General features: G+C 58.6%; 19 protein-coding genes. 12 read left to right on the top strand and 7 right to left on the bottom strand.

The features are described 5' to 3' along the window. Window positions 1–88 precede the first annotated feature (88 nt). From FJD38_RS21420 to FJD38_RS21395, 6 genes are all read left to right on the top strand, one after another. Window positions 89–808: an ABC transporter permease gene (locus tag FJD38_RS21420; RefSeq protein WP_122785550.1), complete on the top strand. Its 720-nt coding sequence runs from the start codon at window positions 89–91 to the stop codon at window positions 806–808. Next, window positions 805–1,515 carry an ABC transporter permease gene (locus tag FJD38_RS21415; RefSeq protein ID WP_122785551.1) on the top strand — a complete coding sequence of 237 codons (711 nt, stop codon included), beginning with the start codon at window positions 805–807 and terminating at the stop codon, window positions 1,513–1,515. Before FJD38_RS21420 ends, FJD38_RS21415 begins: the two co-directional genes overlap by 4 nt. Before the next feature lie 41 nt (window positions 1,516–1,556). Further along, window positions 1,557–2,798: an NAD(P)/FAD-dependent oxidoreductase gene (locus FJD38_RS21410; protein ID WP_146387377.1), complete on the top strand. Its 1,242-nt coding sequence runs from the start codon at window positions 1,557–1,559 to the stop codon at window positions 2,796–2,798. Between the two features lie 16 nt (window positions 2,799–2,814). Continuing rightward, window positions 2,815–3,603: an amino acid ABC transporter ATP-binding protein gene (locus FJD38_RS21405; RefSeq protein ID WP_280116036.1), complete on the top strand. Its 789-nt coding sequence runs from the start codon at window positions 2,815–2,817 to the stop codon at window positions 3,601–3,603. Window positions 3,604–3,828: 225 nt separating this feature from the next. Continuing rightward, window positions 3,829–4,368, top strand: coding sequence for a DUF1523 family protein (locus FJD38_RS21400; RefSeq protein ID WP_146387375.1), 540 nt, complete (start codon window positions 3,829–3,831; stop codon window positions 4,366–4,368). A gap of 836 nt (window positions 4,369–5,204) precedes the next feature. Next, complete coding sequence (locus FJD38_RS21395; RefSeq protein WP_146387373.1) at window positions 5,205–9,905, top strand: ATP-dependent helicase; 4,701 nt, start codon at window positions 5,205–5,207, stop codon at window positions 9,903–9,905. A gap of 17 nt (window positions 9,906–9,922) precedes the next feature. Here FJD38_RS21395 and FJD38_RS21390 read toward each other — a convergent pair whose 3' ends face one another. The 7 genes from FJD38_RS21390 to FJD38_RS24875 all read right to left on the bottom strand — a co-directional run bounded on the left by FJD38_RS21390 (window position 9,923) and on the right by FJD38_RS24875 (window position 19,443). Beyond that, window positions 9,923–11,194: an OmpP1/FadL family transporter gene (locus FJD38_RS21390; protein WP_122785556.1), complete on the bottom strand. Its 1,272-nt coding sequence runs from the start codon at window positions 11,192–11,194 to the stop codon at window positions 9,923–9,925. Window positions 11,195–11,602: 408 nt separating this feature from the next. Continuing rightward, on the bottom strand, window positions 11,603–15,274 hold the full coding sequence (gene tssM, locus FJD38_RS21380; protein ID WP_146387369.1) for a type VI secretion system membrane subunit TssM: 3,672 nt from the start codon (window positions 15,272–15,274) through the stop codon (window positions 11,603–11,605). A gap of 12 nt (window positions 15,275–15,286) precedes the next feature. Further along, window positions 15,287–16,717, bottom strand: a complete 1,431-nt coding sequence (gene tssA, locus FJD38_RS21375) for a type VI secretion system protein TssA (RefSeq protein ID WP_146387367.1) — start codon at window positions 16,715–16,717, stop codon at window positions 15,287–15,289. Next, window positions 16,705–17,376, bottom strand: coding sequence for a type VI secretion system-associated protein VasI (gene vasI / locus FJD38_RS21370; RefSeq protein ID WP_244302784.1), 672 nt, complete (start codon window positions 17,374–17,376; stop codon window positions 16,705–16,707). The genes tssA and vasI overlap by 13 nt, the downstream gene beginning before the upstream one ends. Window positions 17,377–17,633: 257 nt before the next feature. Continuing rightward, on the bottom strand, window positions 17,634–18,401 hold the full coding sequence (locus tag FJD38_RS21365) for a sulfite exporter TauE/SafE family protein (RefSeq protein WP_146387365.1): 768 nt from the start codon (window positions 18,399–18,401) through the stop codon (window positions 17,634–17,636). Between the two features lie 71 nt (window positions 18,402–18,472). Continuing rightward, complete coding sequence (locus tag FJD38_RS21360) at window positions 18,473–19,087, bottom strand: hypothetical protein (RefSeq protein ID WP_244302783.1); 615 nt, start codon at window positions 19,085–19,087, stop codon at window positions 18,473–18,475. Next, on the bottom strand, window positions 19,084–19,443 hold the full coding sequence (locus FJD38_RS24875) for a hypothetical protein (protein ID WP_244302782.1): 360 nt from the start codon (window positions 19,441–19,443) through the stop codon (window positions 19,084–19,086). Before FJD38_RS24875 ends, FJD38_RS21360 begins: the two co-directional genes overlap by 4 nt. 490 nt (window positions 19,444–19,933) lie before the next feature. Between FJD38_RS24875 and tssB the strand changes: the two genes are divergently transcribed. From tssB to tssJ, 6 genes are all read left to right on the top strand, one after another. Further along, on the top strand, window positions 19,934–20,452 hold the full coding sequence (gene tssB / locus FJD38_RS21355; RefSeq protein WP_146387363.1) for a type VI secretion system contractile sheath small subunit: 519 nt from the start codon (window positions 19,934–19,936) through the stop codon (window positions 20,450–20,452). 62 nt (window positions 20,453–20,514) lie between these two features. After that, on the top strand, window positions 20,515–21,993 hold the full coding sequence (gene tssC / locus FJD38_RS21350) for a type VI secretion system contractile sheath large subunit (protein WP_122785560.1): 1,479 nt from the start codon (window positions 20,515–20,517) through the stop codon (window positions 21,991–21,993). Then, a complete protein-coding gene (gene tssE / locus FJD38_RS21345; protein ID WP_122785561.1) occupies window positions 21,994–22,410 on the top strand; it encodes a type VI secretion system baseplate subunit TssE in 417 nt (138 codons plus the stop codon). It begins immediately after the preceding gene. A 14-nt stretch (window positions 22,411–22,424) separates the two neighbouring features. Next, on the top strand, window positions 22,425–24,191 hold the full coding sequence (gene tssF, locus FJD38_RS21340) for a type VI secretion system baseplate subunit TssF (RefSeq protein ID WP_146387361.1): 1,767 nt from the start codon (window positions 22,425–22,427) through the stop codon (window positions 24,189–24,191). Next, entirely contained in the window at window positions 24,155–25,189 is a 1,035-nt protein-coding gene (gene tssG / locus FJD38_RS21335; RefSeq protein ID WP_146387360.1) for a type VI secretion system baseplate subunit TssG, read from the top strand. The genes tssF and tssG overlap by 37 nt, the downstream gene beginning before the upstream one ends. Continuing rightward, window positions 25,186–26,571, top strand: a complete 1,386-nt coding sequence (gene tssJ, locus FJD38_RS21330; RefSeq protein ID WP_146387358.1) for a type VI secretion system lipoprotein TssJ — start codon at window positions 25,186–25,188, stop codon at window positions 26,569–26,571. Before tssG ends, tssJ begins: the two co-directional genes overlap by 4 nt. Window positions 26,572–26,605: the final 34 nt, after the last annotated feature.

Below are 26,605 nucleotides of genomic sequence, written 5' to 3'. Positions count from 1 at the left end.
GTGAGGGCTTGCCTGCCTCTCACTCTGCCCTGCGCACGCACCGTGCGCAGCGGCTGAAATCGGCCCATTTTTGCCCGGGGATTCGAGCATGCTCGATCAACTCTCATTACTCTCCTTTGCCAGTGGCGGTTGGGGCTCGGCGTTGCTGGCCGGCTCGTTGGTGACCATTGCGCTGGCGTTGAGCTGCCTGCCCATCGGTTTGCCGCTGGGGCTGATCGTGGCCATCGCCGCACGCTCTAAAAATCGCTGGATGCGCGCATGGGCGACGACCTTTTCCACGGTCTTTCGCGGCCTGCCGGAACTGTTGACGCTGCTGATCATTTATTACGGCTGCCAGATCGCCGCGCAGAAAATCCTTGCGCTCATGGGCTATGACGCGCAGTTCACGATCAATACCTTTGTCGCCGCGATGATTGCGTTCAGTCTGGTGTTTGCCGCCTTCTCCAGTGAAATCTGGCTGGGGGCATTCAAAACCATTCCCAAGGGCCAGTTTGAAGCGGCCTCGGCGCTGGGCCTGTCGAAGTTCACGACCTTTCGCAAGGTGGTGCTGCCGCAATTGGCCCGTATCGCCCTGCCCGGTCTGTCGAATAACTGGCTATCGCTGCTCAAGGACACGTCGCTGGTGTCCACCATCGCGCTGGTCGACCTGATGCGCCAAACCAATCTGGCCGTTAGCGTGACCAAAGACCCGATGCTGTTTTATAGCGTGGCGTGCTTCATCTACCTGTTTTTCTCAGCGATTTCGGGGCGTCTGTTCGCCTTTCTTGAGCGCTATTTCAACCGCCATATACGGAGCGTGCAGCCATGAGCCTGGCGGAACTGCAAAACCTCTTTCTCAGCCCCGAGTTGCTCGAACGCTACGGCCCGCGTTTTATCGACGGCATGCTGGTCACCCTCAAGCTGGTAGCGATTTCATTCACCCTGGGGGCGCTGCTCGGGTTGCTGATTGCACTGGGGCGCTTGTCGAGCAATCGCTTTGTGCGCAATTTTACCGGCGCCTATGTGTATTTTTTCCGTGGCTCGCCGCTGCTGGCGCAGTTGTTTCTGCTGTATTACGGGCTGGGCTCATTCAAAGGGTTGTGGCAAGACATTGGCTTGTGGTGGTTTTTCCGCGATGCGTGGTTCTGCACCTTGCTGGCGTTCACCCTGAATACGGCGGCGTATCAGGCTGAAATTCTGCGCGGCAGCATTCTGTCGGTGGCCCAAGGCCAGCGCGAAGCCTGCAAGGCATTGAACCTGTCGCGCTGGACTACCTTTCGCAAAATCATCCTGCCGCAATCGCTGCTGGTGGCCATCGGCCCACTGGGCAACGAACTGATCTTGATGATCAAGGCCAGTGCCATTGCCTCCCTGGTCACCATTTACGATTTGATGGGCGTGACCAAAATGGTCTTCTCGCGCAGTTTCGACTTTCAGGTGTACCTGTGGGCCGCCGTGCTCTACCTGCTGATCGTGGAAGTCGTGCGGCGCAGCCTGAAACTGATTGAAGGCCGCCTCGGCCGCCACTTGCAGTAAGCCTGGCTGCCTCGTCGGCCCACCGTTTTAAGGAAGTGACTATGCACTGTGACACTCTCGTTCTGGGCGCCGGCATCGTGGGCGTCAGTACCGCGCTGCACCTGCAGGCGCGCGGCCGTAACGTGGTCTTGCTAGACCGCGCACAGCCGGGCAGCGGCACCAGTCACGGCAATGCCGGGCTGATCGAACGCGCCAGCGTGATCCCCTACTCGTTCCCCCGAGAGATCACACGACTGCTGCGCTACGGCCTCAATCAGCAATCGGATGTGCGCTACAGCTTCAAGCACCTGCCCAAAGCGGCAACCTGGCTGATGAACTACTGGCAACACTCGTCCCCCCGAGGACTGGCCAAAGCCACCGCCGCCATGCTGCCGCTGATTGAACGCTGTGTGAGTGAGCATGACCTGCTGGCAGAGCCGGCCGGGATGACGCATTTGATTCAGGACAGCGGCTGGATCGAGGTCTATCGCACCCAGGCCGACTTCGACAAGGCCCGGGCGGATGCACAGGCCTTGAGCGAATTCGGTCTGAACTGGTGCGTGCTCAATCAACAGCAAGTGCACGCACTGGAACCCGGTTTGCACAGCGATGTGATCGGCGCCATTCACTGGCTCGACCCCAAAACCGTCAGCGACCCGGGCGGTCTCACCCGTGGCTATGCCCAATTGTTCAAGCAGCGCGGTGGCACCTTTGTGATCGGCAATGCCGCCAGCCTGCGCCAGACCGCCGGGCAATGGCAGGTCGAAAGCGATAAAGGGCTGATAGTCGGCAATGAAGTGGTGGTCGCGCTCGGCCCACAAGCCCGGGACATCTTCGAGCCGCTGGGTTACTCCATACCGCTGGCGATCAAGCGTGGCTATCACATGCACTACGCAGCCAAGGACGGCCAGCGCATGCAGCACCCGATTCTGGATTCGGTCGGCGGATATGTACTGGCACCGATGGTGGGCGGTATACGCCTGACCACCGGGATCGAGTTTGCCGACAGCGATGACCCGATCAATGAAATCCAGCTGCGCCGCTGCGAAGAACGGGCCCGTCACTTGTACCCGCTGGGCGAACGTGTGGATGCACAACCGTGGCTGGGCCGCCGTCCATGCCTGCCGGACATGTGCCCGGTGATTGGCCCAGGCAGCCGGCATAAAGGCCTGTGGTTCAACTTTGGTCACGCCCACCACGGTTTGACCCTGGGCCCGGTAAGTGGCCGTCTGCTGGCCGAAATGATGACCGGCGAATACCCGTTCACTGACCCGACGCCTTACAGCGCTGAGCGCTTTTACTGATCATTGGAGACGCACCATGCAGGCTCAACCCGCTTACGTTCATAACCCCGTGTCTGCGGCCACTGACAGCCGCAAGGTCGTGGTGGATATTGCAGGCCTGAACAAGTACTACAGCGCGTTTCATGTGCTTAAGGGCATCGACCTTAAAGTGCATGAAGGCGAACGAATCGTGCTCTGCGGCCCGTCAGGGTCGGGCAAGTCGACGCTGATCCGCTGTATCAACCGGCTGGAAATTGCTGAAAAAGGTCGCATTCTGGTCAACAACACGGATCTGTCGCAGACCAACCGTGAAGCGGCACACGTGCGCAGCGAAATTGGCATGGTGTTTCAGCACTTCAACCTGTTCCCCCACATGAGCGTGCTCGACAACTGCATCCTGGCGCCCATGTCAGTGCGTGGGCTGTCGCGCAAAAAGGCCATAGAACTGGCTGATCACTTTCTCAATAAAGTCGGTATTGCCAGCCAGGCACACAAGTACCCGAGTCAGCTCTCTGGCGGCCAGCAACAGCGCGTGGCCATTGCCCGCGCCCTGTGCATGGAGCCAAAAATCATGCTGTTTGACGAGCCGACCTCGGCGCTGGACCCGGAAATGGTCAGCGAAGTACTGGACGTGATGGTCAAACTGGCTGGCAGCGGCATGACCATGTTGTGCGTGACCCACGAAATGGGCTTTGCCCGGCAAGTGGCGGAGCGGGTGTTGTTCCTTGATGGCGGCATGATAATCGAAGACTCCCCCCCCGAAGCGTTTTTCAACGCACCGAAAAGCCCGCGGGCCAAGGCGTTTCTTGCGCAAATCGTGCACTGAACCGTCCAAAGCCCCCTAAACTGATACAAATTATGTAGGAGACATACCCGGAACTTGTAGTCGCTGGCACAGGCTGCGATAAGATCCGCCGGGATTTGGGCGGTCTGCCGTCTGGTCACCCTGCGCGTCCAAACGCAGCGTTGGGCAAAGTGCCCGCTACCGAATTCGGCGCGACGAGTTCAATTATCAGTAATCAGGAAATTTCGATATGTACGTGGTGATGGCATGAAATGGCTCAAGGGCATCATTCTGGGCGTGGTCCTGCTAGCAGTGGGCGCTGTCGGGCTTGGGCTGTTTTACTTTCTTCCTCAACACGATGTCGTGATGGTGACGGGAGTTGAAGTCAAACGGGTCGATCACAATGGCGTCATCAACGCAGAAAACCCGGCCGACGGGCCGACTCGGGATGTGTACTTCATCAACACCGAAGACCCGGTGACCAAAAAAGTCATGGTATACCGCAACGAAGACACGGGCTGGTCGTTCCCTTGGTACTTCAAGTTCGACTCGGCTGACATTCAGGCCAAGGCTCAGGGTTATTCCCGTGATGCCGAGCAATTGGCGCTGATTCGTTATTACGGCTGGCGCATCAAGATTTTCTCGGTGTTCCCTAACGTGACGTCGATTGAAGCCACCACCAGCCGCGAAGAGCCCTTCCCTTGGTTCAATACCGTCTTCTTCACAGTGCTGGCATTGGTGCTGATTGTGATTGCTGTGTTTATCAAACGTCGTGTCAAACACCGCCCGCAAATGCCGGTCAACTAAGCTGTTCGTCGCAGTGGCGCACCAAACCGATCGCAACCCTCGTTCCTCGCCAGCAAGGTTGTGATCTGGCTTTTGATCTGCTTGTGATTTGCTTGTGATCTGCTTGTGATCTGCTTGTGATCTGCTTGTGATCTAGCTTTTGATCTGCTTGTGATCTGGCTTTTGATCTTGATCTGCCGCCCCTTCGGGAGGCCGAAAGGAGGTTTCGCGGAGTGGGTCGACCGGCATGGATGCCGGGAGAGCTGCGATCGGGCCATGGATGGCCCGTCGCAGCGTGCCCACGGAGCGGGACCGGAGTGAGGGACACCTGAGCGAAGCGAGGGCCGTACGCGGGGGCGGAAGCGTTTTGGTTACTTTGTCATGGTCCGACACTCGGCTTTTGCAAAGTGACACGCCGTAAGGGCGTAACCCGTAGAAAGTTTTAATACATCAAATGGATATGTACGCCGGCCAATCAAAAGCTCCGAGTACATATCCATTAAATGTGTCTAGCTGAACTAAAGGTTTCGCTTTTACAGCGAGGCACTTTTGTCAAACAGCCACAAAAGTACCCAAAAAGGCCTTGCCCCTGCGTACGGCTTTCGCTGCGCTCAAGTTCCCTCGCTCCGGTCCCGCTCCGTGGGCACGCTGCGACGGGCCATCCATGGCCCGATCGCAGCTCTCCCGGCATCCATGCCGGTCGACCCACTGCGCAGAACCTCCACTCGGCCTCCCGACGGGGCTGCAGATCAAGATCAAGGTCAAGATCAAGATCAAGACGGTTCCTACAGGGACTGCCCCGCTTTCTGAACCGCGGGCTACGCTAGAAGTGTTGCCGCCCCGAGGTTCTGCTGCTGATGACTCCCCCTTCTCCCCCTGAGCGCCTGCCCGGATTCACCCCGGCCACCAGCGCCTGGTTTTTATCGACCTTCCCCCGCCCTACTGCCGTGCAACTCGCCGCCTGGTCGGCCATTGCCGCGCAACACTGCGCACTGGTCATCGCCCCAACCGGTTCGGGCAAAACCCTCGCGGCATTCCTGCACGCCATCGACCAATTATTTGAAGAGCGCGACGCAGCAGCCAACGCCGATCACCCACCCGGCAAATCGACAACACGGGTGCTGTATATCTCCCCGATCAAAGCCTTGGGCAGCGATGTGCAACGCAACTTGAGCCTGCCACTGGAAGGCGTGCGTGCCCAGCGCGCCCTGCGTGGCGACACCGCCGTGGAGATCAGCGTGGGCATGCGCACGGGCGATACGCCCCAGGCTGAACGCGCCCGGCTGGTGCGCCGCCCGCCCGATATTCTGATCACCACACCCGAATCCTTGTATTTGATGCTGACGTCAAAAGCACGCGAAACCCTGCGCGGTGTGCAGACGATCATTGTCGATGAAGTGCACGCCGTGGCAGGCAGCAAGCGCGGCTCGCATATGGCGTTAAGTCTGGAACGGCTCGACGCCTTGCTGCCCCATCCGGCCCAGCGTATCGGGCTGTCCGCCACGGTGCGCCCGGTAGACCACGTGGCAAGGTTTCTCGGCGGTGCCCGGCCGGTGACGGTGGTCAACCCACCTTCCAGTCGTCAGCTGCAGGTGCGCATTGTCGTGCCCGTTGAGGACATGAGCGATCTATCAGCGCGCAATCAGTCACCGGCCAACAGTGCGCTGGGGCAAGTCGGCTCAATCTGGCCTCATGTCGAGGCCAGTATTCTGCAACAGGTACTCAAGCAGCGTTCAACGCTGGTGTTTACCAATGCCCGTGGTCTCGCCGAGAAGCTGACCGCACGGCTCAATGAGCTGTATGCCGAACAACTTGGCGACTCAGACCCGTCCGAGAACACGCCGCCCGAGCATTTCGTCTCGTCCGCCGGGGGCACTACGCGACGCACTGCGGGCGAACCGCCATTGATCGCCCGTGCCCATCATGGCTCGGTTTCCAAGGAGCAGCGGGCCGACATCGAAAGCGCTCTCAAGTCAGGTGAGCTGCGGTGCGTGGTCGCAACCTCCAGCCTTGAACTGGGTATTGATATGGGGCTGGTGGATCTGGTGATTCAGGTCGCTTCCCCTCCGTCAGTGGCCAGCGCCTTGCAGCGCGTGGGCCGCGCCGGGCACCAGGTCGGTGGCATTTCGGCGGGGCTGATTTACCCGCGCACCCGGCGCGATCTGCTGGATGCGGTGGTCACGGTTGATCGCATGCTCAGCGGGCAATTGGAGACCCTGGAGCCCCCGCGCAACCCGTTGGACATACTGGCCCAACAGACCATCGCCGCTGTCGCCATGGAGCCGCTGGATATTGACGACTGGTTCGCCCTTGTCCGTCGCGCCGATCCCTTTCGAGCCCTCCCCCGCAGTGTGTTTGACGCCACGCTGGACATGTTGGCGGGCCGTTACCCGTCAGACGAATTCGCCGAGTTTCGTCCCCGTCTGGTGTGGAACCGTCAGACCGGGCAACTGACTGCCCGCCCCGGCTCGCACAAATTAGCGGTGATCAGCGGTGGCACCATTCCGGATCGCGGAATGTTCAGCGTGATACTGCCCGAAGGCGAGGAGCGTGCCGGCTCGCGCCGGGTAGGCGAACTCGATGAAGAGATGGTCTACGAGTCGCGGGTCAATGACGTCATCACCCTCGGCGCCTCATCCTGGCGTATCCAACAAATCACCCGGGACCAAGTGGTCGTCACGCCTGCCCCCGGCCGCTCTGCGCGCCTGCCTTTTTGGCGCGGCGATGGCCTGGGCCGCCCGGCCGAGCTAGGCGAAGCCATTGGTGCCTTCCTGCGCGAGCTGGACATTGAACAGGCCCGCGAAACACCGGATCAACAGGCAGAGAATCGTCTGCACTCGATTGGCCTGAACGACAACGCGGTCAATAACCTGCTCGCACTGGTCGCCGAGCAGCGTGAGGCCACCGGCAACTTGCCCACTGACCGGGTTTTGGTGATTGAGCGCTGCCTGGATGAAACCGGGGACTGGCGAGTCATTTTGCACTCCCCTTACGGCCAGCGTGTACACGGCCCTTGGGCGCTGGCCATCGCCGAGCGGATACGTCAGCAGCTGCGTATCGACCCTTCGGTGGTGTCCAGCGATGACGGCATTATTGTGCGCATTCCGGCGAGTGAAGGCCGCTTGCCCGGCGCCGAGTTGTTTGTGTTTGAACCGGAACAATTACAGCGCATCGTCGCTGATGCCGTGGGCGGTTCGGCCCTGTTCGCCGCGCGCTTTCGCGAATGTGCCGCACGCGCCTTGCTGCTGCCGCGACACAGCCCCGGCAAACGGTCGCCGTTGTGGCAACAACGCTTGCGCGCGGGCCAGTTGCTGGCCATTGCCAGCGATTACCCGGACTTTCCGATCTTGATCGAAACCGCTCGCGAATGCCTGCAAGACGTCTATGACTTGCCCGCGCTCAATACCCTGATGCAGCGTGTGAATGAAGGCACTGTGCAGTTTGTCGAGACCACGACCCAAAGCCCTTCTCCTTTCGCAGCGGGCTTGCTGTTCGGCTATGTCGGCGAGTTTATGTACCAGGGCGACGCGCCGTTGGCCGAGCGCCGCGCCTCGGTGCTGGCACTGGACAGCGGCCTGCTGGCTGACTTGCTGGGGCAGGTCGATCTGGGCGACTTGCTCGACCCGGCCATTGCCGAGCGTGTCGAGCAAGAGCTGCAACACACCGCGCAGGATCGTCGGGTTAGCGGTGCCGAAGGCGTGGCCGACCTGCTGCGTGAACTGGGACCTTTGTCCACGGCGCAGTTGGCCCTGCGGGTTGATCAACCCGACGACCTGGACGCCTCTTTGCAAACCTTGAGCACCACCGGCAGAGCGATTGCCGTGTCGATGGCCGGCGAAACGCGCTGGGCGGCAGTCGAAGACGCTGCCCGCCTGCGCGATGCCTTGGGCGTGAGCTTGCCTGCGGGCATTGCCGAGATTTTTTTGCAGCCAGTCGCCGACCCGTTACGCGACTTGCTGGCCCGCTACGCCCGCACTCACGGGCCTTTCACCACCGGCGAGGCGGCCCGGCATCTAGGCCTGGGCGTGGCGATTGTCGACCATGGCCTTGAGCGCCTGCGCGAGCAAGGCAAAGTGCTCTGCGGCAACTTTGGTGTTGAGCGCCGCCTTGAAGCAACGCTGGACGCGAGCCTGACGATTGCGCCCAAAGCCCGCCACGAATGGATTGCCGACGAGGTGTTCAAACGTCTGCGCCTGCGTTCCTTGCAAGCCGCCCGCGAAGCGACCCGGCCAGTACCGGGGGGTGCTTATGTGCGCCTGCTGCTGGAGCGTCAGGGGCTGATCGCGCACACCGACGGCCACCCTGCCCGCGCACAAGAGCCGCCCGTGAGGGGTGCCTTTTGGGGCGTGGACGGACTGGTGCGGGTGATCGAACAACTGGCCGGGCGCGTGCTTCCCGTATCCGTCTGGGAAAACCAGGTATTGGCCATGCGCGTCAGCGACTACACACCGGGCATGCTCGATGAGCTGATCAGCACAGGTGAAGTGATCTGGTCAGGCCACGGTGCCCTGGGCGATGACGATGGTCTGGTGGCGTTGCACCTTCGCGACTATGTCGGCGAAACCTTGCCACCGGCGCAGGATGAAGACCTGCTTTCGCCATTGCAGCACGCGATTCTCAACGTGCTGGCCGATGGCGGCGCTTATTTCGGCCATCAACTGGCTACGCTGACCCAAAGCACTGCAACACCGTCTGCAGACGAGCTGCATAACGCCGTATGGGACTTGGTGTGGCGTGGTTTTATAACCGGTGACAGCTGGGTGCCCTTACGTCAGCTGACGGTCACTCAAGCACCGCAACGCCCACGCCACCTCAGTCACTCCCGCCATCGGCGCGGGCAATTGCGCGCGCCCTTTGCCCCTCTTTCAACGCCCACCTCAACCACACGCCCCCTCACCGGGCGCTGGTCATTACTGCCCCATGCCCCCGTCAGCGATACCGCACGTGCACTGGCATTGGTCGAAGGCCTGTTCGATCGCTACGGGGTGGTCACACGGGGCGCGGCGGTACAGGAAGACGTGCCGGGTGGGTTTCCAGCCCTTGCGCCGGTGTTGCGCACAATGGAAGACACTGGGCGAATTCTGCGCGGTCGCTTTGTCGAAGGTCTGGGGGGTGCCCAGTTTGCCGAGCGCAGCACCATAGACTGGCTGCGCGCCCTCGCCGACAGCGTAGCGGCCAAGCCCGTGGCCATTGCCTTGTCCGTGCTGGACCCGGCCAACCCTTTCGGGGTTACGCTGGCATGGCCTGTGAACCGGGCAAAGACCACCCCGGCCCGTCGCGCCGGGGCCTTGGTGGTCATTGTGGACGGCTGTTTACTGTTTTATCTGACCCAGGGCGGGCGCCAGTTAGTGAGCTTTGTCGCCCATGACGCGCCCATTGCCCCTGAACGCCTGAAAGCGGGCGCTCAGGCACTGGTCGCCGCGCTCAGAAGGCACAAGCGGCGACCGTTCACGCTGGAACGTATCGACGAGCAGTCCACCTGGAACTCGCCGATAACGACCGCCTTGCGTGACGCGGGGTTTGCCAGTGCGCCCAAGGGATTGAGCTGGTATGGCTGAGCGCTGGCCTTGATCAATCAGAAGCGGTAAGTCACCGAAGAACCGAAACCGCTCGCGGTATTCTTGAACTTGGCACTGTAGGCGCCCTTCGAGGCCGAGCTGTCGTTGACCTTGACGCTCTCTTCCCACAGATAGGAATAAGCAAAATCGACGGTGAGATTGCTCACTGGCGTCCAGCCCGCACCAAAACTGATGGCTGTCCGGTCGCCGGTAGGAATACGCGGGGAACGGTTGGTGTTATTGGTCGGCGATTCATCCACCGACAAGCCGGTGCGCAGCACCCACTGCGGGTTCAACTGATACGCGGCACCAATGGCGTGGGCCCAGGTGTCATGCCAGTTTTGCTCTTCGGTGATGGTGCTCAGCGAACCGCTCAAATACGGGCTGACGTTACTGTTCTCGACCGTAATGTCTTTGAAGCGGCTCCAGCGCGTCCAGGTGCTGCCCATGTACAGCGTCCAGTCGTCATTGAGCTGGTGAGTCAGCGAAACGTCCACAGATTCCGGAGTATCAAGGCCCAGTTTGGCGTCATAGCTCTTACCACTGAGGCCCAGCAGGCTGAAGCTGCCGCCGCTGACCTTGGTGTGCCCCTTAAGGTTGTAACTGACCTTTGAGTGGTACGTCAGGCCCACACGGGTCTTGTCATCGGCCTGCACCAAAATACCGGCGTTGAAACCGATAGCCGTGTCGTCGCCGTCGATCTTCACCTTGCCGTCGTTACGGCCCAGGGACTGAACATTAGGCACTTGCGAGGTCAGTTCACCGTCGATGCGATTGATGGTCGGGCCAAAGCCGATCGATACCTTGTCGTTAAAGGCATAGCTGACCGTTGGCTGGAACGTGATGATCTGGATCTTGCTCTTGTTGGCGAAGTAGCGACCGGCAAAATCGCTGTCGTAGTCCGTGATCAACCCGAACGGTACGTAGACACCGACACCGAACGCCCAGTGTTCGTCGATCGGTTTAACATAGTAGCCCATAGGCACGGTGGTCAGGGGCACGATATTGCCGTCTTCCTTGCCGCCAAAGGTGCTGCGGGTTTGGCTGATGTCGGTTTTCGCGTTGAGCGTGGCGGCCCCCAGGCTCGCCTGCTCCTGCTTCAAGCGTGCCATACCGGCCGGGTTGCCGTACACGGTGCTGGCATCGTCGGCAGAGGATGAGCGACCGGCAAAGCCCGTGCCCATTGCGCTGATACTTTGTTCGTTGATGGTAAGACCGCTGGCCCACAGCGACGAAGAGGCAAGTGCAACGGCAAGACCCAGCAAGGCCTTAGGCATGGTTTGTTTCATTATTAGAGTTCTCTCAGGTTAACGGCGCGCACGCTACCAACATTCACGGGCTGGCGCTATAGCCGGAGCGCTCTAAATCGGGCTTCTGTGTAGGACAATAGAACAAGAATGAGGTGTTATTCAGTTTGGGAATAGAGGGTGATAGGTGGAGTTGATTAAGAGCTTCCACGAGGGCTTCGCCCTCGATCGCAGCCTTCGTGCCTCGTCAGCGGCTACAGGCATATGTGCGTAAGTGCGTCAGCAAGCTTTTGATCTGGTTTTTGATATTGATCGGCCTCCCGACGGGGCGGTAGAGCAACATCAAAAGCAAAAGCAAAATCACAAGCAAAAGCAGAATCAAAATCACAAGCCAGATCACAAGATTGCTTGCGCGCTTACGGCATTTTATTCGTCGGACCTGGCCTCCCATTACTCGTCAACGGTTGCCAAAATGGGCGCTCCCCCATTTAACGGCGTGACCGTGTCGCCCTGCGCAGGTTGTACACGCTCTTGCAACAAGGTTCTGGGCAAGCTGAAGCCTTCAAAGCTGCGCTGGCTGATCGGGTTGTTGGCTTTGTCGGCGCCTATGCGGTAACGCATCAGCCCGTCTGCAACGGTAAAGGTCAGGTCAACGCTGGTGTCTGTGCGCGCATTGAGTTGCCCTCGTCCCAGCAGACGGAACAGCGACCACGGGCCACGGAAGCTCAAACTGGCGGTGTTGCCCGCACTGCTGACCAAGGTTAACTGGCTGCCATTGGCGTTGCCCAGGTCATTGGGCCAGACCAGCCCGGTGCGTCGCGGCGCACCATGTTGGTAGGGGATCAACTGGCCATCGACGCTGAGCGTGCTGCTCAGGCGCGTGGCACTCAGGGCCAACGGTTCGATGGTGAGTTGCACCGACAGGTGCCCGCGGTGGTTGAAAAACGTGTCGCGAATACGTTCGGCTTTTTTTAACTGCTCCAGCACATCACTGCGCACCAGATAGCCCCCCTGACTTTCGGAGTAAAGGGCGTCGAGGTTGTCCTTGAGAAAGGCATTAAGGTACTGGTCGTGGAACTGTTGCAAACGGCCCTGAGGTCCGAAAAATGCCTCGAAATCCTCCAGCGAGGCGTCTTCGCCACTGGCTTTGAAGGGGTAACGGTTGGCCAACCGCTCACTGTAGAAACGGTAGACGTCACTGTCCCAGCGTTTTTCCAGTTCACGCAGGGCCGCGACCACTAATACCTGAGCCGTCTGGTCAGCCAGTTTTTTAACGTGCTGATTCATCGGTTCAGGCAAGCCCACGGCCATGCGTTGCAGGTTGGCGATGGGGTCGGCGCCGCTCAGGGAAAAACGGTTGAGCACGGTTTTCAGCGCCGCCTTGCCAGGATCCGGCGTGTCTTGCACAGCCTTGGCATAGTCATGCACCGCCACGATGGCGCGCAGGGTGTCTTCATAGGTGGACGGGCGCTCGCCCTGTGGAATGATCAGTTCGGCCAGACGCGAAAAAGCACGTCGAATACTCGCCGCTTGCTGTTCGCCTGCTGGAGCCTTGTCCGAACTGTCCGGAGCTTGCCCCTCGGGCAGCGCAGTCGAGGGGTAGATAACCGTGTTGTCACGCAGGGTTTCGAGCAGGCGGCGCATCGGTCCGGCGGGCCCGGTCACCTGTTCCAGCACGGCCACCCCGTGGCTGAGGTCACCAAAATCGGTGACCGCAAACTGATTCAAGGCCCGCCGCCAGCTGTTCACATAGTCGGCGCTGTACAAGGCTTGGATACGTTGGGTCAACACCTCGCGATCAGCGTCGGAGTAGTCCAGCCGTTGACGTTCGCCCAGCACCCATTGATCAATCATGGCGCGGTCAATGATGCCTTCGGTGCCCGGCTCGAAATATTCCTTGAAGCCCTTGGCCGTCAGCAACGGTGTCAACAGCCATTCACGGCCGTCACTGTCTGCATGAGAGGCCAGAGGCCGGTAAACGATGTCGAAGGCCGGGCCGACTTCGCTGCGCAGATCAAGCGGACGATGAAAATGTTCCTCGGCGTCTTGTTTGAGGGTGGCGTAGACGCGTTCGGCCATCGGTCTCTGGCGCAGTATTTGCTGCACCTGAGCAATCCGTTCACGGTGTTGCGGCATATCGGCGTCCGCATATTTCAGGGCGTAGGTCAGATGCCGCATCAGGTCGGCTTGTAATTGGCCCTGGCCCGGGTAGGCACGCTGCCATTGCCGCGCAACCCAGTCTTCAACCAGGTCGGCACGGCGGTTCTGGCGTTCTTCAAGCATGCGATAAACCCGCAGCGCAGCCAGTTGTTGATTGCTGCCCGCAGGGGCGGCATTGATGGCGTCCAGGGCACCGCTGGCCAGAGCCGGCAAGAAGCGCTTGGACAGCAGGTTCAAATACGCTTCGTCAACCCTCGGCCCAATCGCCCGTCCTTGATACAAGCCCATGTTGGCCAGTAATGGCCAAGCTTCCCGGTAATCGCCGTAGACCGAGACCGCGTCACGAATTTGATCCAGCGGCGCCAGCAGGTTGCGGCCTGTGGTATCGAGGTGGGTGTCAATCTCGCGCGCGTTGAACGCCTCACTCCTGACCAAAACAGTCGCGGCCTTATCGCGATTGACAGTGAAATAGAACTGCCACAGTCCCAGCACCAGCAAACACCCAAGCGATGCCACACTGAAACCGGCCATCAGCAGACGGCGCTTGCTGCGGGCCACTTTTATATTGTCGCCAGCAAGCCCTGCCTCCGGGTAAATCACCTGCTGAAAGAGTGTGCGGGCAAAGTAAATGATCGAGCTTTGCGCAGGTTTGACCTCGGCAGGCGGTGGCGGCAATTGATACGGCTGCCCGGCCTCTTTGATAAACGCGTTGCTCAACGTGCCTTGCTGGTAGACCGACGAAAAATACAGTCCGCGCACCAGTACCGGGGTGGTAAAACGGTCGCTGCCGAGCATTTCAGTCATAAACCGAGTCAGCACCGGACGCAAACCCGCCAGTTGACGCATTAACCCCAGCAAGCGCTCACGCTCGGCCAACGAGCGAACTTCTCGCAGGGCATCAAACACCTGCTCGTTCAGGCGCTCGACAAAGTCGGTGTAGACACGCTCCAGTTCGACCAGCCAGGCGTCAAAGTCATCTACCGCGTCCAGGGTGAAGGTAAAGCCGAGCAAGTCTTCACGCCCTGCCCGCGACAAGCGTGAACAGAAAGTTTCAAAGCCTTCGAGTAAATCCAGCTTGCTCAACACCCCGTACACCGGCAGGCGCGTGCCCAGTTGCCCGGTCAGCTCATACAGTCTGGAGCGCAGCACCCTGGCGTGCGTCTTGCGCTGTTCAGGGCTTTGCATCAGCAAGGTTTGCACGTCGATCAACAGCACCACACCGTTCAACGCCCGACGGCTGCGATTACGGGCGAGCCAGTCGATCAGGTGCAGCCATAACCGAAGGTGCGTTCCGGCGGGTAAAGCGGGGTGTAATTTGCCTTTGGCAACGGGCTTTTTCAGCTCACCCGCGCACGCGTCTACGGGCGGCTCTGGCTCGCTGAAAAACTGCCCCGGAGGATCAATCAGCACGGCTTCGTCACCGATCCACCAATCGATGCTGTAGGCCAGTTTCTCGTCCTGTGACGCCTTGCTGGCCCCGGCTCTAGTCACATGGGACAGGGCAAAGCTCTGATTGGAGCGGGTAATCAGGCTGGTTTTGCCTGCGTTTTCCTCCCCCAGCACGAGGTACCAAGGCAGTTGATAGAGTGAGCGCCGACGCTCCATCGCGTTCAGCAAATGGCTCAGGCTGTGATCCAGCGCTCGCTCCTGTGCCTCAACATAAGGCAAACACGGGTCGGCCTCTGTCGCCGCTTCATGCTCATGTTCAAGGTGCAAACGCCGGTAGCGGTTGCGCACTCGCCAGGCCCAGACCAGCAATGGTACAACCACCACCACAACACTGGCCGACACCCGCATCGCCAGCTCGGCCAACGGTTGATGCTCGCGCCAGCGCCAGTGCGGGCCCAGCCACCAGATGCCAATCAGTAGAAACACCACGCCCAGTGCGACCATCACCGGCAACGCCCGGTTGAACTGACGCAACACGGGCAGGCCCCATCGCTTGAGATAATTCCAGATCATTGCCTTCACTCCTTAATCGTCCTTGAGCAACGCACTGCCAGTCCCGTGACGGGCCACCTTCTGGTACAACTCGGGCTCCCAGGCCTGCGCACGGGTATCACGCATTAGCCGGGCCACGCTGGCGTAAAGGTCATCGGCCAGCCACGCCAGCCCGCGGGAGGCCAGCAGGTCGGCAGCAATCACGCTGACATGGCTGCGCTGGCGGGGAGCCTCGTGCGCGGCCTGCAATTGCTGCAAACGCTGCAACACCACCTCTACCCCTTCACGTTCAAGCTGGGTGACTAATTCGTCGCGCAGGCCCGAGTACTCCGGAGCAGAACGGCTGGCCTCGTCGCGCTGGTCGGCGCCGGTTATCCAGGCTTGGGTTTGCGCATCGACGAAGGGTGTGCCGTCGCTGAAGCACAGTTGCATCAAGGCCGGCAGGCGACAGACAAAACGCTCGCAACTGCGGTGAATGGCGAGGGCCACCTCCTCCATCGCCAGGCGCGACGCAACCTGCGCCGCCAGGTAGCTGCCGCGCAGCCAGTACGGCGAGGCTGCCACGCTCTTTTCGATACGCAGTAGCAATGCCGGTTCGAGGCTATTGGCCAACAGTGCTTGCTGATACGCGTCGGCGATGTCGTGCGGCACTGCGCTCAGTTCGGTGCGCCAGTCGCGGACGATGTAAGGCGCCGCCTGCAGGTGCGACCACAGCCCGAAGCGCCGTAGCTGGTAGCCAACAGGGTCATACGGGTCTTGTTCCGTAAGCTGCTCGGCCATCATCAGCAGTGCGCGACGTTGCTCACGCTCATTGCCCGGCAGTGGCGCCTGAGTGCTGAGAAAGCCGGCCGGGTTCAAGGCGCTGACGGGGGAAGGCGTGATCTCGCGCAATGGCGCGGCGACCGGTTCGCAGTACTTGGCCAGTTGCTGTTGCAGCGTCTCGATCTGAGCCGGGTCCAACGTGGCCCGCTCGGCACTGCGCCGCAGGCTGAGCAGCGATTGCTCTGCGATTCCTTTGTAAGCCGGGGCAAAGCTGCTGCGTTCAAGGGTCGGCAGCGCCTGCCCCAACCCCTCCAGCAGGCGCTGAACGCTGGCACGCTTGGCCAGATAGCCGGTAGGTCCGGGTTTAGGGTGGGCGGTGTCCCAATACAACTCGATCATGCCCGCCAACAACGCCAGTGAATCCACCCAATGCCGCCATTGCCGAGTGCGCAACCAGACAACCTGCAAATGGCTGAGAATGCGCAAGTGTTTACATTGCCTGGCCAAATAATGGCGGGACGCTTCATCAATATAGGGCCAGTCAATCGTGGCTTCACGCAAGCCCCCCAGCTTGACCATTTCCTGATCAATGGCCTGATAGGTTTCGTCTTCCATATCGAAATGGCCAACGGGTTGCTCAGGCTCAACGGGGGCCAACACGCACTGCACGGCATCGGCTGGCACATCGATTACCAGCGGCATGCCTGACGCTCCTGTTCAATCAATGCATCCAGACCTTCGGCATCAAACACCAGACCGTCGATGGGCGCGTAGTGAGCGCTTTTGAGCGTGAGTCGTTTGCTGCCCGACATCTCACGCAGAACAGCGATGGCAGGCAATCCCCGACTGAATTCCACCACCAGCCCGGCATCGTCCATCACTTGCCAGGTGGCACGGGAAATGGACTGCTGATCCTTGAGCAATTGCAGATCAATTTTGTTGATCGTTGCCGGCTGATCCAGCACCAGTTGCAAGCGGGTGATGGTGGATTCGCAACTGATGACCAGATAAGGCCGGGGCGCAAAGGCACCCAGCGCCGGTGCCGAGATGACCACGCGTTGCTCGTCTTCGTCTTGTGGCTCCGGCCAATAAGAAATCAAGAATCGGAAGTCTCCCGGCGTGCGGCGAGCTTCGTTGCGTTGCACCAGATCAACTATGGGCAACACCGTTGCCACAAACGGCTGAGCCTGTAGGGGGAGCGTGCGAACGGGGGTTCCGGCCGCGACATCAAAACATTCCAGACGCTTGAGGGATGACGTGATGCTGGTGCAGTCCTGCGTCACGGGCACGGCCTGCGCGGGCAGACTGACCACTGCCCACAGGCAGGCGCCCCACCCTGTTGCTCGCCCATACATTGGCATGCGTACCTCCTGTGTCCACACTGAGGATGAAGGCTGCGGGCAACAAAGTTTCAAGGCTGAACACTTAACTGCCACTCGCCGTTTTTAATAATTAGCGTGAACCAACGAACAATTAAAACGCAAGTGGAAATATCAAACTTTGCAAATGCAAACACCTAAAACATATGACGTGCACACCATACCCTACAAACAGTTGCATTCTTTACTCACCTCTAAACACCCCTAACCCATTCATCATAAACACACCCACTCAGTGTTTATGACAGTATTGAAACACCCATCCTGGCGATAAGGAATACCAGTAAAATCAAAAAGAACACCCGAATGAATCCACTGCCAAAACGTAACGCCAACACCACACCTGTCACCGACCCCAGCATATTGCACACCCCCACTATTGCGCCTACTTGCCATAACACGTGACCTGAAGGAATAAAAAATAACAGGGCAGCACTGAAGGTACCCATGTTCACCAACTTCGCTGAAGCCGATGCATTCAAAAAATCAAAGCCAAAGCATTTCACAAAGACGAACAGCAAGAGGCTGCCACTGCCTGGCCCGAATACCCCATCATAAAAACCGATGATACCGCCAAAAAATACGCCCAGCAGCACCTCTTTTTTCCCATACTTAATCGCCACCTGAAATCGGCCGAGATCTTTTTTACAGAAGGTATAAACCGCCATGACTACCAACACACAAAAAACAACGTACTCCATTACCTCTCGGGGAATAAGCGAAACTGACAACGCTCCAAGAAAAGAACATACAAAAGCCGAAGCAGCCATTGGAACCATTAATTTCCAAACGATGTTTATTCTTTTCACATACCTGAAGACAGACGCCAGATTGCCAGCCAGGACCGCCAACTTATTGGTACCAAAAACAGTTGCCAAACTGTAGTTAGGCAGTGCATGCAATAACGCTGGCAGTTGCACCAGGCCACCGCCACCGACGGCGGCGCCAATCAAACCGCCGCAAAAAGCAAAAAAACCCAGCACAACTATTGCTTGATCGAAATCCATAGAAGCCCCCGCATTGATCCGTTGAAATTACAGATCAAGTCATTATTTCAGAACATCATTGCGAAGGGTTTTTAACCTACTACTTCATACAGCGCACGAAAGGCTATTCCCACACGCTTGTTATAATCAAGCATGACCTCCCCGAGGGCGGCAGTATCGAATTTCAACTCCCATGAAGTCGCATACGCTTGCGCTGCAGCCAAGGCATGCAAGCCGTGCCTGTTCTCTACTTGACCAGCATGCCCAATGACATAACTTTTTGCCTCACGTAAATCTTTACTGCGGTCAGCCAGCAATGGATTCATAGACAGTAATTTTCTTTCGATATACTGCGCCATAAAGTTATATTCCCGGCCATTCCACAGCTCAGAGGAAATAGAGACCATCATCGCTTTAAGCATTGAGCGTTTATACTCATCTGAATGAATGCACGCCTTATGATTTTCAACGCCTACCCTATAGAGATAACTAGAAAACTCGTTACATTCAGCAATCGCATGCTGTTCTTCTGACCAACCATTCCCATTGAAAGCAGCCGTCATAACGCCATACATGCCGTCATGACCTGGGTGACCAAGCCCCATATCATCTCTGGCCACTTCATGCATGTGGGCCATCGCCAAAGAATAGGTGATATTTTTTTCTGGAGAAATAAAGATGGCATCTGCTGACAGACGCATGATCACTTTGGCGGAGACCAAACTTGTCGTTTTATGTGTTTCATTCCAACCGTTAAAAAATTTAAAACATCCCTGTCTACTGTGCGTTTTCTCAAGAAGGCCCTAAATGTAAGCTCAGCATATTTATGCGACTCTTGGGTGATCGCATCAAACAGCACTTCGCGCATTACATTTTGAATACCCGCTCTGTTTTCGACCTTGGCGCATATGGGCCTGGCCCGCGCATTATCGCCAAAAAGACGGCTTGGTATATTTAACCTGCCGACATACTTATGTAGACCTTCAACAAACAACTCACCAAACTGTTGCATCGATGTGTTTTTATCGACCGCACCCTGACCGTCTTCCCATGTGACACTCATTAGTCATTCACTCCAAACAATTTAACACTCTACGGATGCACCCCTTAACTTAGCCACCTCAACCCTAGGAGTAGCGCATGTCTAAACCTTAAATAAAAAAACCTTCGCAAACCTCAGAATATGTAATTAAATATTTCAACCCAATTCAATACCCGCCAAGTGGGCACCAATGAAAGACCATCACATCACATCGCATCACTAAAAACAAAAACCCCATACTCTTATCCTCTTTGCATCCAAGCGTGCCATAAAAGAAAAAACAAACCCAGACAATGAATCAAGGACAATTAAACACAATCACGTTTATTTCCAACCCTGACAGCCTCTCACTTCAGCGCTGCTTTACACAGATAAATACACATCCAAATCCTGATCTTGTCGCAATTTCCTACAGACAAGTAGCACGCAATTAACGGCTACGTCCGACAAGACATTACTGTCCTGATACGCCTTAAATTAAGGACACCTTCCTAAGAAAAGGAATTCCCCCATGTCAAAGTCCCACGGTTCTGTCGCTCCCAAGGAAAGAATCAACATCAAGTACATCCCCGCCACGGGGGATCAACAAGCGGAAGTGGAGTTACCGCTTAAATTACTGATCACCGGTGACTTCAAAGGCCAAGGGGAAGCCACGGCCCTTGAAGATCGGCAACCGGTTCGCATCAATAAAGACACCTTTAATGACGTGCTGGCTCACGCGAACGTTTCACTTGAGATGTCAGTTCCCTGTGTGTTGAAGGACAACACTGACAGCGATTTGAATGTCCAACTGCAATTCAACTCCATTAATGACTTTGGCCCGGATTCAATTGCGCGCCAAGTTCCGCAAATGAACAAACTGCTGGAATTACGCAATGCCCTGGTGGCGCTAAAAGGGCCGATGGGCAATACCCCGGCCTTTCGTAAACAGTTGCAACATTTGCTCGTCGATGAGCAGTCCCGCCAACGGCTGGTTCGCGAGTTGAACCTGACGCTTGAGGCTCCCCAAGACTCACCCGCCGCGTCATAGACGCCAAGGCATTGCCCCCGATCCACGTGAGAAACCGAGCTTATTAAACGGAGAGAACCCTTATGCCCAAGGAAAGCGCCAGCGCCCAGATTCTGCTCAGCGACGAACCTGCATCGTTGCTCGATCAACTATTGGCCAATACGCTGATGAACCCCGCCCAGGAAGGCTACGCGGTCGCGAAGCAAGGGGTGGCGGCGTTTATCAGCGAAATTTTGCACAGCGGTGATCACGACCAGCCCGTGAACAAGTTTCGGGTCGATCAGATGATCACTGAAATTGACCGTGCCCTGAGCCAGCAAATGGATCAAATCCTCCATCAGCCGCAGTTTCAGCAACTGGAATCGGCCTGGCGCGGGCTCAAGTTGTTGGTGGACCGTACGGACTTTCGCGAGAACATCAAACTGGATGTGCTGCACGTCACCAAGGATGAGTTGCTCGAAGACTTCGACAATGCCGGTGATATCACCCGCAGCGGCCTGTACAAGCATGTGTACACCGCCGGTTACGGTCAGTTCGGCGGCGAACCGATTGGAGCGATGATTGGTAACTACACCTTCGGGCCTTCGTCCCCGGACATCAAGTTGCTCAGTTATGTCGCCAGCGTCGGGGCGATGGCCCATGCGCCCTTTGTGATGGCCGCCGGGCCTGAGTTCTTCAACCTCAAAAGCTTTCAGGACTTGCCTTCGATCAAGGAAGTCAGCGACATCTTTGAAGGCCCCGCTCACACCAAATGGCGCAGCCTGCGCGAGATGGAAGACTCCAAATACCTCGCGGCCACCCTGCCACGCTTTCTGCTGCGCACCCCTTACGACGGCCTGGAAAACCCGGTGCGCAGTTTCGGCTACAACGAAGCGATTGACGGCCAGCACGACCATTACCTGTGGGGCAATACCGCCTTTTTGATGGCCACTCGGCTGACTGAAAGCTTCGCCCGTTACCGCTGGTGTCCGAACATTATCGGCCCACAGTCGGGCGGCACTGTAGAAGACCTGCCGGTGCACCTGTACGAATCGCTGGGTCAGTTGCAAGCCAAGATCCCCACCGAAGCGCTGATCTCTGACCGCAAGGAGTACGAACTGGCAGAGGCCGGTTTTATCGCCCTGACCTTGCGCAAGGACAGTGACAACGCCGCGTTCTTCTCAGCCAATTCGATCCAGAAACCCAAGCAGTTTCCCAAGACCCACGAAGGTCAGATCGCGCAGACCAACTACAAGCTCGGCACCCAGTTGCCGTACCTGTTTATCGTCAATCGCTTGGCCCATTACATCAAGGTGCTGCAACGCGAACAGATCGGCAGCTGGAAAGAGCGTCAGGACATGGAGCGCGAGCTGAATATCTGGCTCAAGCAGTACATCGCCGATCAGGACAACCCTTCGGCTGATGTGCGCAGCCGTCGTCCGCTGCGCGCGGCACAGATCAACGTGCAGGACGTGGCCGGCAATCCGGGCTGGTATCAGGTGTCGCTGTCGGTTCGCCCTCATTTCAAGTACATGGGCGCCAACTTCGAGATCTCGCTAGTCGGTCGGCTGGACACCCAATAAATGCGCCGTGACAGCCTGTTTGAACGCCTGGAGCCGGATGCGCCGCGTTATCAACCGGCCTGCGCCTCTGAACAGGCCAGCCAGCGCATCGAGGCTATCAAACGGCATCTGGAACAGTTGCTCAACGCCCGCGAGGGCTGCTCGCAAAGCAGCCCTGAGTTGGGGCTGCGCGACTTCAACGGGGCCAGCCAAGGCAGCAATGAGCTGGTGATTGCCATCAGCGCCGACATACGCCGTTCGATCGAGGCCTTTGAACCGCGGATCAACGTCATTGCCGTGCGTTTTCAACCCGACCCGGATGAGCCACAGCGGCTGAGTTTTCACCTCGATTGTCAGGTGCAGCTCGACCACAGGGATCAACAGGTGCAGATCGACGTAGCCCTGCACGGGCGCGACGGCTACACCCGCGTCACATAGTCAGTAGGGACGCCATGAGCCTGAAGAAACGCTTTGCCGAAGAAATGCGCTACCTGCGCGAGTTGGGCCGCGAATTTGCCGAGGACAACCCGCAACTGGCGCAGTTTCTCGGCGACAAGGCCAATGATCCGGACGTTGAGCGCCTGCTGGAAGGCTTTGCCTTTCTCACTGCCAAGCTAAGCCTGAAGATCGACGATGACCTGTCGGAGCTGACCCGTCCGTTGCTGCACATGCTGTGGCCCAATTACTTGCGCCCGATACCCAGCGCAACCATCGTGCGCTTTGACCCGCTGCCGGATGCCATCAGCCAGCGCCAGGTGATTGGCAAAGGCACGCGTTTGTTTGCCAACCCCGTGGAGGGGGTTTCATGCGAGTTTCGCACCTGCACCGATGTCACGCTGTACCCCTTGCAGGTGCACCACGTCAGCGCTGAGCACAGCCGCGAAACCTCGGTGATGCGCGTCGACCTCAGGGTCTTGACCCAGCAACCGCTCAGCCGCCTGGATTGCGATCAGCTGGATTTCCATCTGGCCGGGGACACCACTACGGCGCAAACGCTGTACCTGTGGATCGCCCATTCCCTCAAAAGCCTGACCCTGTTCGTCAATGACATCCCCTATCAACTGAACCCCAAAGACCTCGCCTTTCCCGGATTCGCCCCGCAGGAAGCCCTGCTGCCCTACCCGCGCAACGCCTTCGATGGGTACCGGATCCTTCAGGAATACTTTGTATTCCCGCAACGTTTCCATTTCTTCAGCCTTACGCGGCTGGCCGATATCTGGCCTGACGTGAGCACCGACCAGCTTCGTTTCGAGTTTCATTTTTCGCGGCCCATGCCCGGCACTGTTCGCTTGCACACCAGCGACCTGCACCTGTTCTGCACACCCGCCGTCAACTTGTTCAGCCATGATGCCGAACCCATCGCGCTGGACGGCCGCCGCGAGGAACAACAGCTCAGACCCGTCGGGCAGCGTCCCGATGCCTATGAGATTTTCAGTGTCGACCGCGTTGCCAGTTGGGCCATGACCGACAAGGAGCGTAATGGTGAGCCACTGCGAAATTTCACGCCCTTTGAGTCTTTTCAGCACGAAATCGAGCATGCGATGGGGCGCACTGCGTTGTACTTTCGCACCCACATTGAAGACTCCCACGGCCGTGAAGGACTGCGGCACCGGATCGCGTTCATACGCGGCGACGAGCGTGAATACCTGGGCCGGTATGAAACCGCGTCCATCGAATTGACATGCAGCAACCGTGACCTGCCCCAGGCCCTGGGTGTCGGTGACCTGTCGCTGTCCACCGAAGCCACGCCCTCCTTTGCCACCTACACCAACCTGCTTGCGCCGACTCGGGCTTACCGCCCGGTACTGGATGCCAGCCTGCACTGGACACTGATTTCCAACCTGTCACTGAACTACCTGTCATTGCTGTCCGCCGAGCCGCTCAAAGCGGTGATTCGCGCCTATGACTTTGCCGCCTTGCACGACCTGCAACAGGCCCGCGCCACGCGCAAACGACTGGATGGCATCGGCGAGGCGCTGACCACGCCCATCGACTGGTTGATGCTGGGCCTGCCGGTGCGCGGCCTGCATACGCGCTTGAAACTGGATCAAAACGCGTTCCTCTGCGAGGGCGAGCTGTACCTGTTTGGCAGCGTGCTTTCACACTTTTTCGCCCTCTACGCCAGCCTCAATTCCTTCCACCAACTGGAAGTGATCAATACCACCAATAACGAGCGCTATGAATGGCCACTGTTGACCGGCAGACAACCCGTGATCTAGCCGACGTACTGCTGGCCGACGCTCGGAACTACTCGTTCCACCGTTTGCTGGAGCATGTATACGCCCTGCACGGTGACGACCTGGAGGCCCGCCCGCTGAGCCCGGCCTGTCGCCGCCGGATTCGCCTGCAAAGCAGTGCGGCGCTGGGGTTTGCCGCGTCCGACCTGAGCCTGGCCGAGCGTCTGCCCGGCACAGCAGATGACGCTGACGACAGCCTGCGGTACCGCGTGCAGACCCACTTTTTGGGATTGCAGGGCGCTGATTCGCCCTTGCCCGCTTATTACCTGGATCGCATGGCCTACGAGCAGGCTCAGGGCCTTGGTATTCGTTCGCCGTTTCTGGATTTCTTCAATCACCGCCTGCTGACCTTGCTGCATCAGAGCTGGCGTAAATATCGCTACTACGTGCGTTTCCAGCCTGAAGCCCGCGACCATTTTTCGCGGTATGTGTTTTCCCTGATCGGCCTCAACGACAACGACCTGCGCGGCGCCACAGCGTTGCCTTGGGGAAGGCTGTTGAGCTTTGCCGGGCTGATCGCCAGCCGCAGCCGCTCGCCGTCCGTGGTTGCCGGCATTGTGGCGCACTGTTTTGACCTGAGCGGCGTGTACATCCGCGAATTCGAAGTGCGCTCGGTCAGCATACCCGGCCCCCAACGCCTGCAACTGGGGCAAGCGAATGGCGTGCTGGGCACAAACTTCGTGGTCGGCGACCGTGCCCGCACCCGTGCCAGCCACTTCACGCTGGTGATTCCCGACCTGCCTCAAGCCCGCTTCCGTGAATTTCTGCCCAGTGGCGAACAGTTCCCCCGCCTGCGTCAACTGATGGATTTTCTGGCCCGCGATGTGCCGGCCTACACCCTCGAACTGGGCCTGCGCGAGCAAGACGTACCGCCGTTTAACCTGCGCCGCGCAGGCGGCACCCACTTGGGCTGGACCAGTTTTATAGAGTGCAAGGAACAGCGTCACCCCGCCGTGGTACGGATCAGGGGGCGCGCATGAACCTGACGCTGGTCATCAGCAATCCAGCGCAGCTGCTGCACGGCTGCCAGCCCACCCGGAGGTTTGATGCCCACGGCGGCAGCATCGGCAGCGTGGCGTGCGACTGGCTGCTTCGTGACCGCCGCCAGTGGGTTTACCCCCAGCATTGCCGGATTCACTGGCGGGGCACCCGCGCCTGCGTCACGGATCAATGCGGCCACACCTACGCCAACGGCCATGCCTTGCCCTTGGGGAGAGACACCACGATTCACCTCAACGAAGGGGACTTTTTAGACATCGGGGAGTATCGAATCGCCGTGCACCTGCATGCCCCTGCGCTCGATGACGGCGACGGGCGCCACCTGAGCCAGCGTTCACTCAATGAGCTGTTGACCGGTCGCCGGGACGAGCTGGAGGACTGGAACCAACAGGCGCGGCCCTTTAGCCCACCCGCCGCCCCTGCCCCCATGATCTGCCCAGAATTCGAACGCCTGAGTCGCCCCTTCGACGTGGCGCAGGAACAGGACCCGTTAAGGGCGCTGCAAGCGATTGCCCCTTCTTCCCTGCTTGAGCTTGCCTGCCGTGTTCAGGCCAGCACCCGCTCGCACAACAGCCGCGTGGCAGGCCACTTCAGGTTCGCCCTGCTCCTACTGGGCTGTCTGACTCTGGGCGGCTGTACCCTACTCGGCAAATTGGGCCAGGTCATCTGGAACCCTTCCATACCCGTGGGCGGGCCCGATGATCAGCCCAGCCAGTACTCGCTGAGCCTGTATGCCAGCCCTGACGTCAACCCGCGCATGACGCTGGCCGGGGCAGATCCAGCTGACCCGCCCATCATCCGTGAGCCTTACAGCGTCAACGTTCAAGCCGAGAGTGCTCAGGCGCTGACTGAAAAACTGCAATCGGTACTTGATCACCTCTACCCCACAGTTGCCGCTCAATCGCCGGTCACCGTCGAGCCTGAGCCATCGTTGCCGGTGTCCCCCGTTGAATTCTCACCCTTCGCCCATTACCAGGTGGCAGGTGTGAGCGTGTCCGCCCCCGAAAACACCCCGGCCCCGCGCGCTGTCGCCAGCCCGATTGCCTTCACGGTGCTGCAACTGAGCGACGACGGCCTGCTGCAAAACGCCACGCTGTCCGCCTTGCTGGATGACCTGAAAAAGACCTTGGGCAGCACCTTTATCGGCGCCGACGATTACCTGTTGCAACCGGGTCAATTCAAATTTATCGACCTCAAGGCCCTCGACCCGGACACCCGATTTATCGCGGTGATCGCCAACTATTACGACGCCGACAACGCCCAGTGGAAACAGACACTGCGGGTACAGCCGACAGGCCGTCATTACGCGCTGCTGATGCATCTGGACAGCGCACAGATAGAGCTCAAAGGGGAAACCCGATGACCCCTTGTTCACACCTTTTTATTGAGAGAGTCCA

The organism is Pseudomonas saxonica (assembly GCF_007858365.1).
Lineage (GTDB): Bacteria > Pseudomonadota > Gammaproteobacteria > Pseudomonadales > Pseudomonadaceae > Aquipseudomonas > Aquipseudomonas saxonica.
The sequence above is the reverse complement of the archived record's forward strand: the minus strand, read 5'-3'. Positions and strand labels throughout refer to the sequence as shown.

What these genes read in the sequence shown, in the direction of transcription:
- FJD38_RS21420 (WP_122785550.1), top strand. Translation starts at nt 89, where the DNA reads ATGCTCGATCAACTCTCATTACTCTCCTTTGCCAGTGGCGGTTGGGGC.
- FJD38_RS21415 (WP_122785551.1), top strand. Translation starts at nt 805, where the DNA reads ATGAGCCTGGCGGAACTGCAAAACCTCTTTCTCAGCCCCGAGTTGCTC.
- FJD38_RS21410 (WP_146387377.1), top strand. Translation starts at nt 1,557, where the DNA reads ATGCACTGTGACACTCTCGTTCTGGGCGCCGGCATCGTGGGCGTCAGT.
- FJD38_RS21405 (WP_280116036.1), top strand. Translation starts at nt 2,815, where the DNA reads ATGCAGGCTCAACCCGCTTACGTTCATAACCCCGTGTCTGCGGCCACT.
- FJD38_RS21400 (WP_146387375.1), top strand. Translation starts at nt 3,829, where the DNA reads ATGAAATGGCTCAAGGGCATCATTCTGGGCGTGGTCCTGCTAGCAGTG.
- FJD38_RS21395 (WP_146387373.1), top strand. Translation starts at nt 5,205, where the DNA reads ATGACTCCCCCTTCTCCCCCTGAGCGCCTGCCCGGATTCACCCCGGCC.
- FJD38_RS21390 (WP_122785556.1), bottom strand. Translation starts at nt 11,194, where the DNA reads ATGAAACAAACCATGCCTAAGGCCTTGCTGGGTCTTGCCGTTGCACTT.
- tssM (WP_146387369.1), bottom strand. Translation starts at nt 15,274, where the DNA reads ATGATCTGGAATTATCTCAAGCGATGGGGCCTGCCCGTGTTGCGTCAG.
- tssA (WP_146387367.1), bottom strand. Translation starts at nt 16,717, where the DNA reads ATGCCGCTGGTAATCGATGTGCCAGCCGATGCCGTGCAGTGCGTGTTG.
- vasI (WP_244302784.1), bottom strand. Translation starts at nt 17,376, where the DNA reads ATGCCAATGTATGGGCGAGCAACAGGGTGGGGCGCCTGCCTGTGGGCA.
- FJD38_RS21365 (WP_146387365.1), bottom strand. Translation starts at nt 18,401, where the DNA reads ATGGATTTCGATCAAGCAATAGTTGTGCTGGGTTTTTTTGCTTTTTGC.
- FJD38_RS24875 (WP_244302782.1), bottom strand. Translation starts at nt 19,443, where the DNA reads ATGAGTGTCACATGGGAAGACGGTCAGGGTGCGGTCGATAAAAACACA.
- tssB (WP_146387363.1), top strand. Translation starts at nt 19,934, where the DNA reads ATGTCAAAGTCCCACGGTTCTGTCGCTCCCAAGGAAAGAATCAACATC.
- tssC (WP_122785560.1), top strand. Translation starts at nt 20,515, where the DNA reads ATGCCCAAGGAAAGCGCCAGCGCCCAGATTCTGCTCAGCGACGAACCT.
- tssE (WP_122785561.1), top strand. Translation starts at nt 21,994, where the DNA reads ATGCGCCGTGACAGCCTGTTTGAACGCCTGGAGCCGGATGCGCCGCGT.
- tssF (WP_146387361.1), top strand. Translation starts at nt 22,425, where the DNA reads ATGAGCCTGAAGAAACGCTTTGCCGAAGAAATGCGCTACCTGCGCGAG.
- tssG (WP_146387360.1), top strand. Translation starts at nt 24,155, where the DNA reads ATGGCCACTGTTGACCGGCAGACAACCCGTGATCTAGCCGACGTACTG.
- tssJ (WP_146387358.1), top strand. Translation starts at nt 25,186, where the DNA reads ATGAACCTGACGCTGGTCATCAGCAATCCAGCGCAGCTGCTGCACGGC.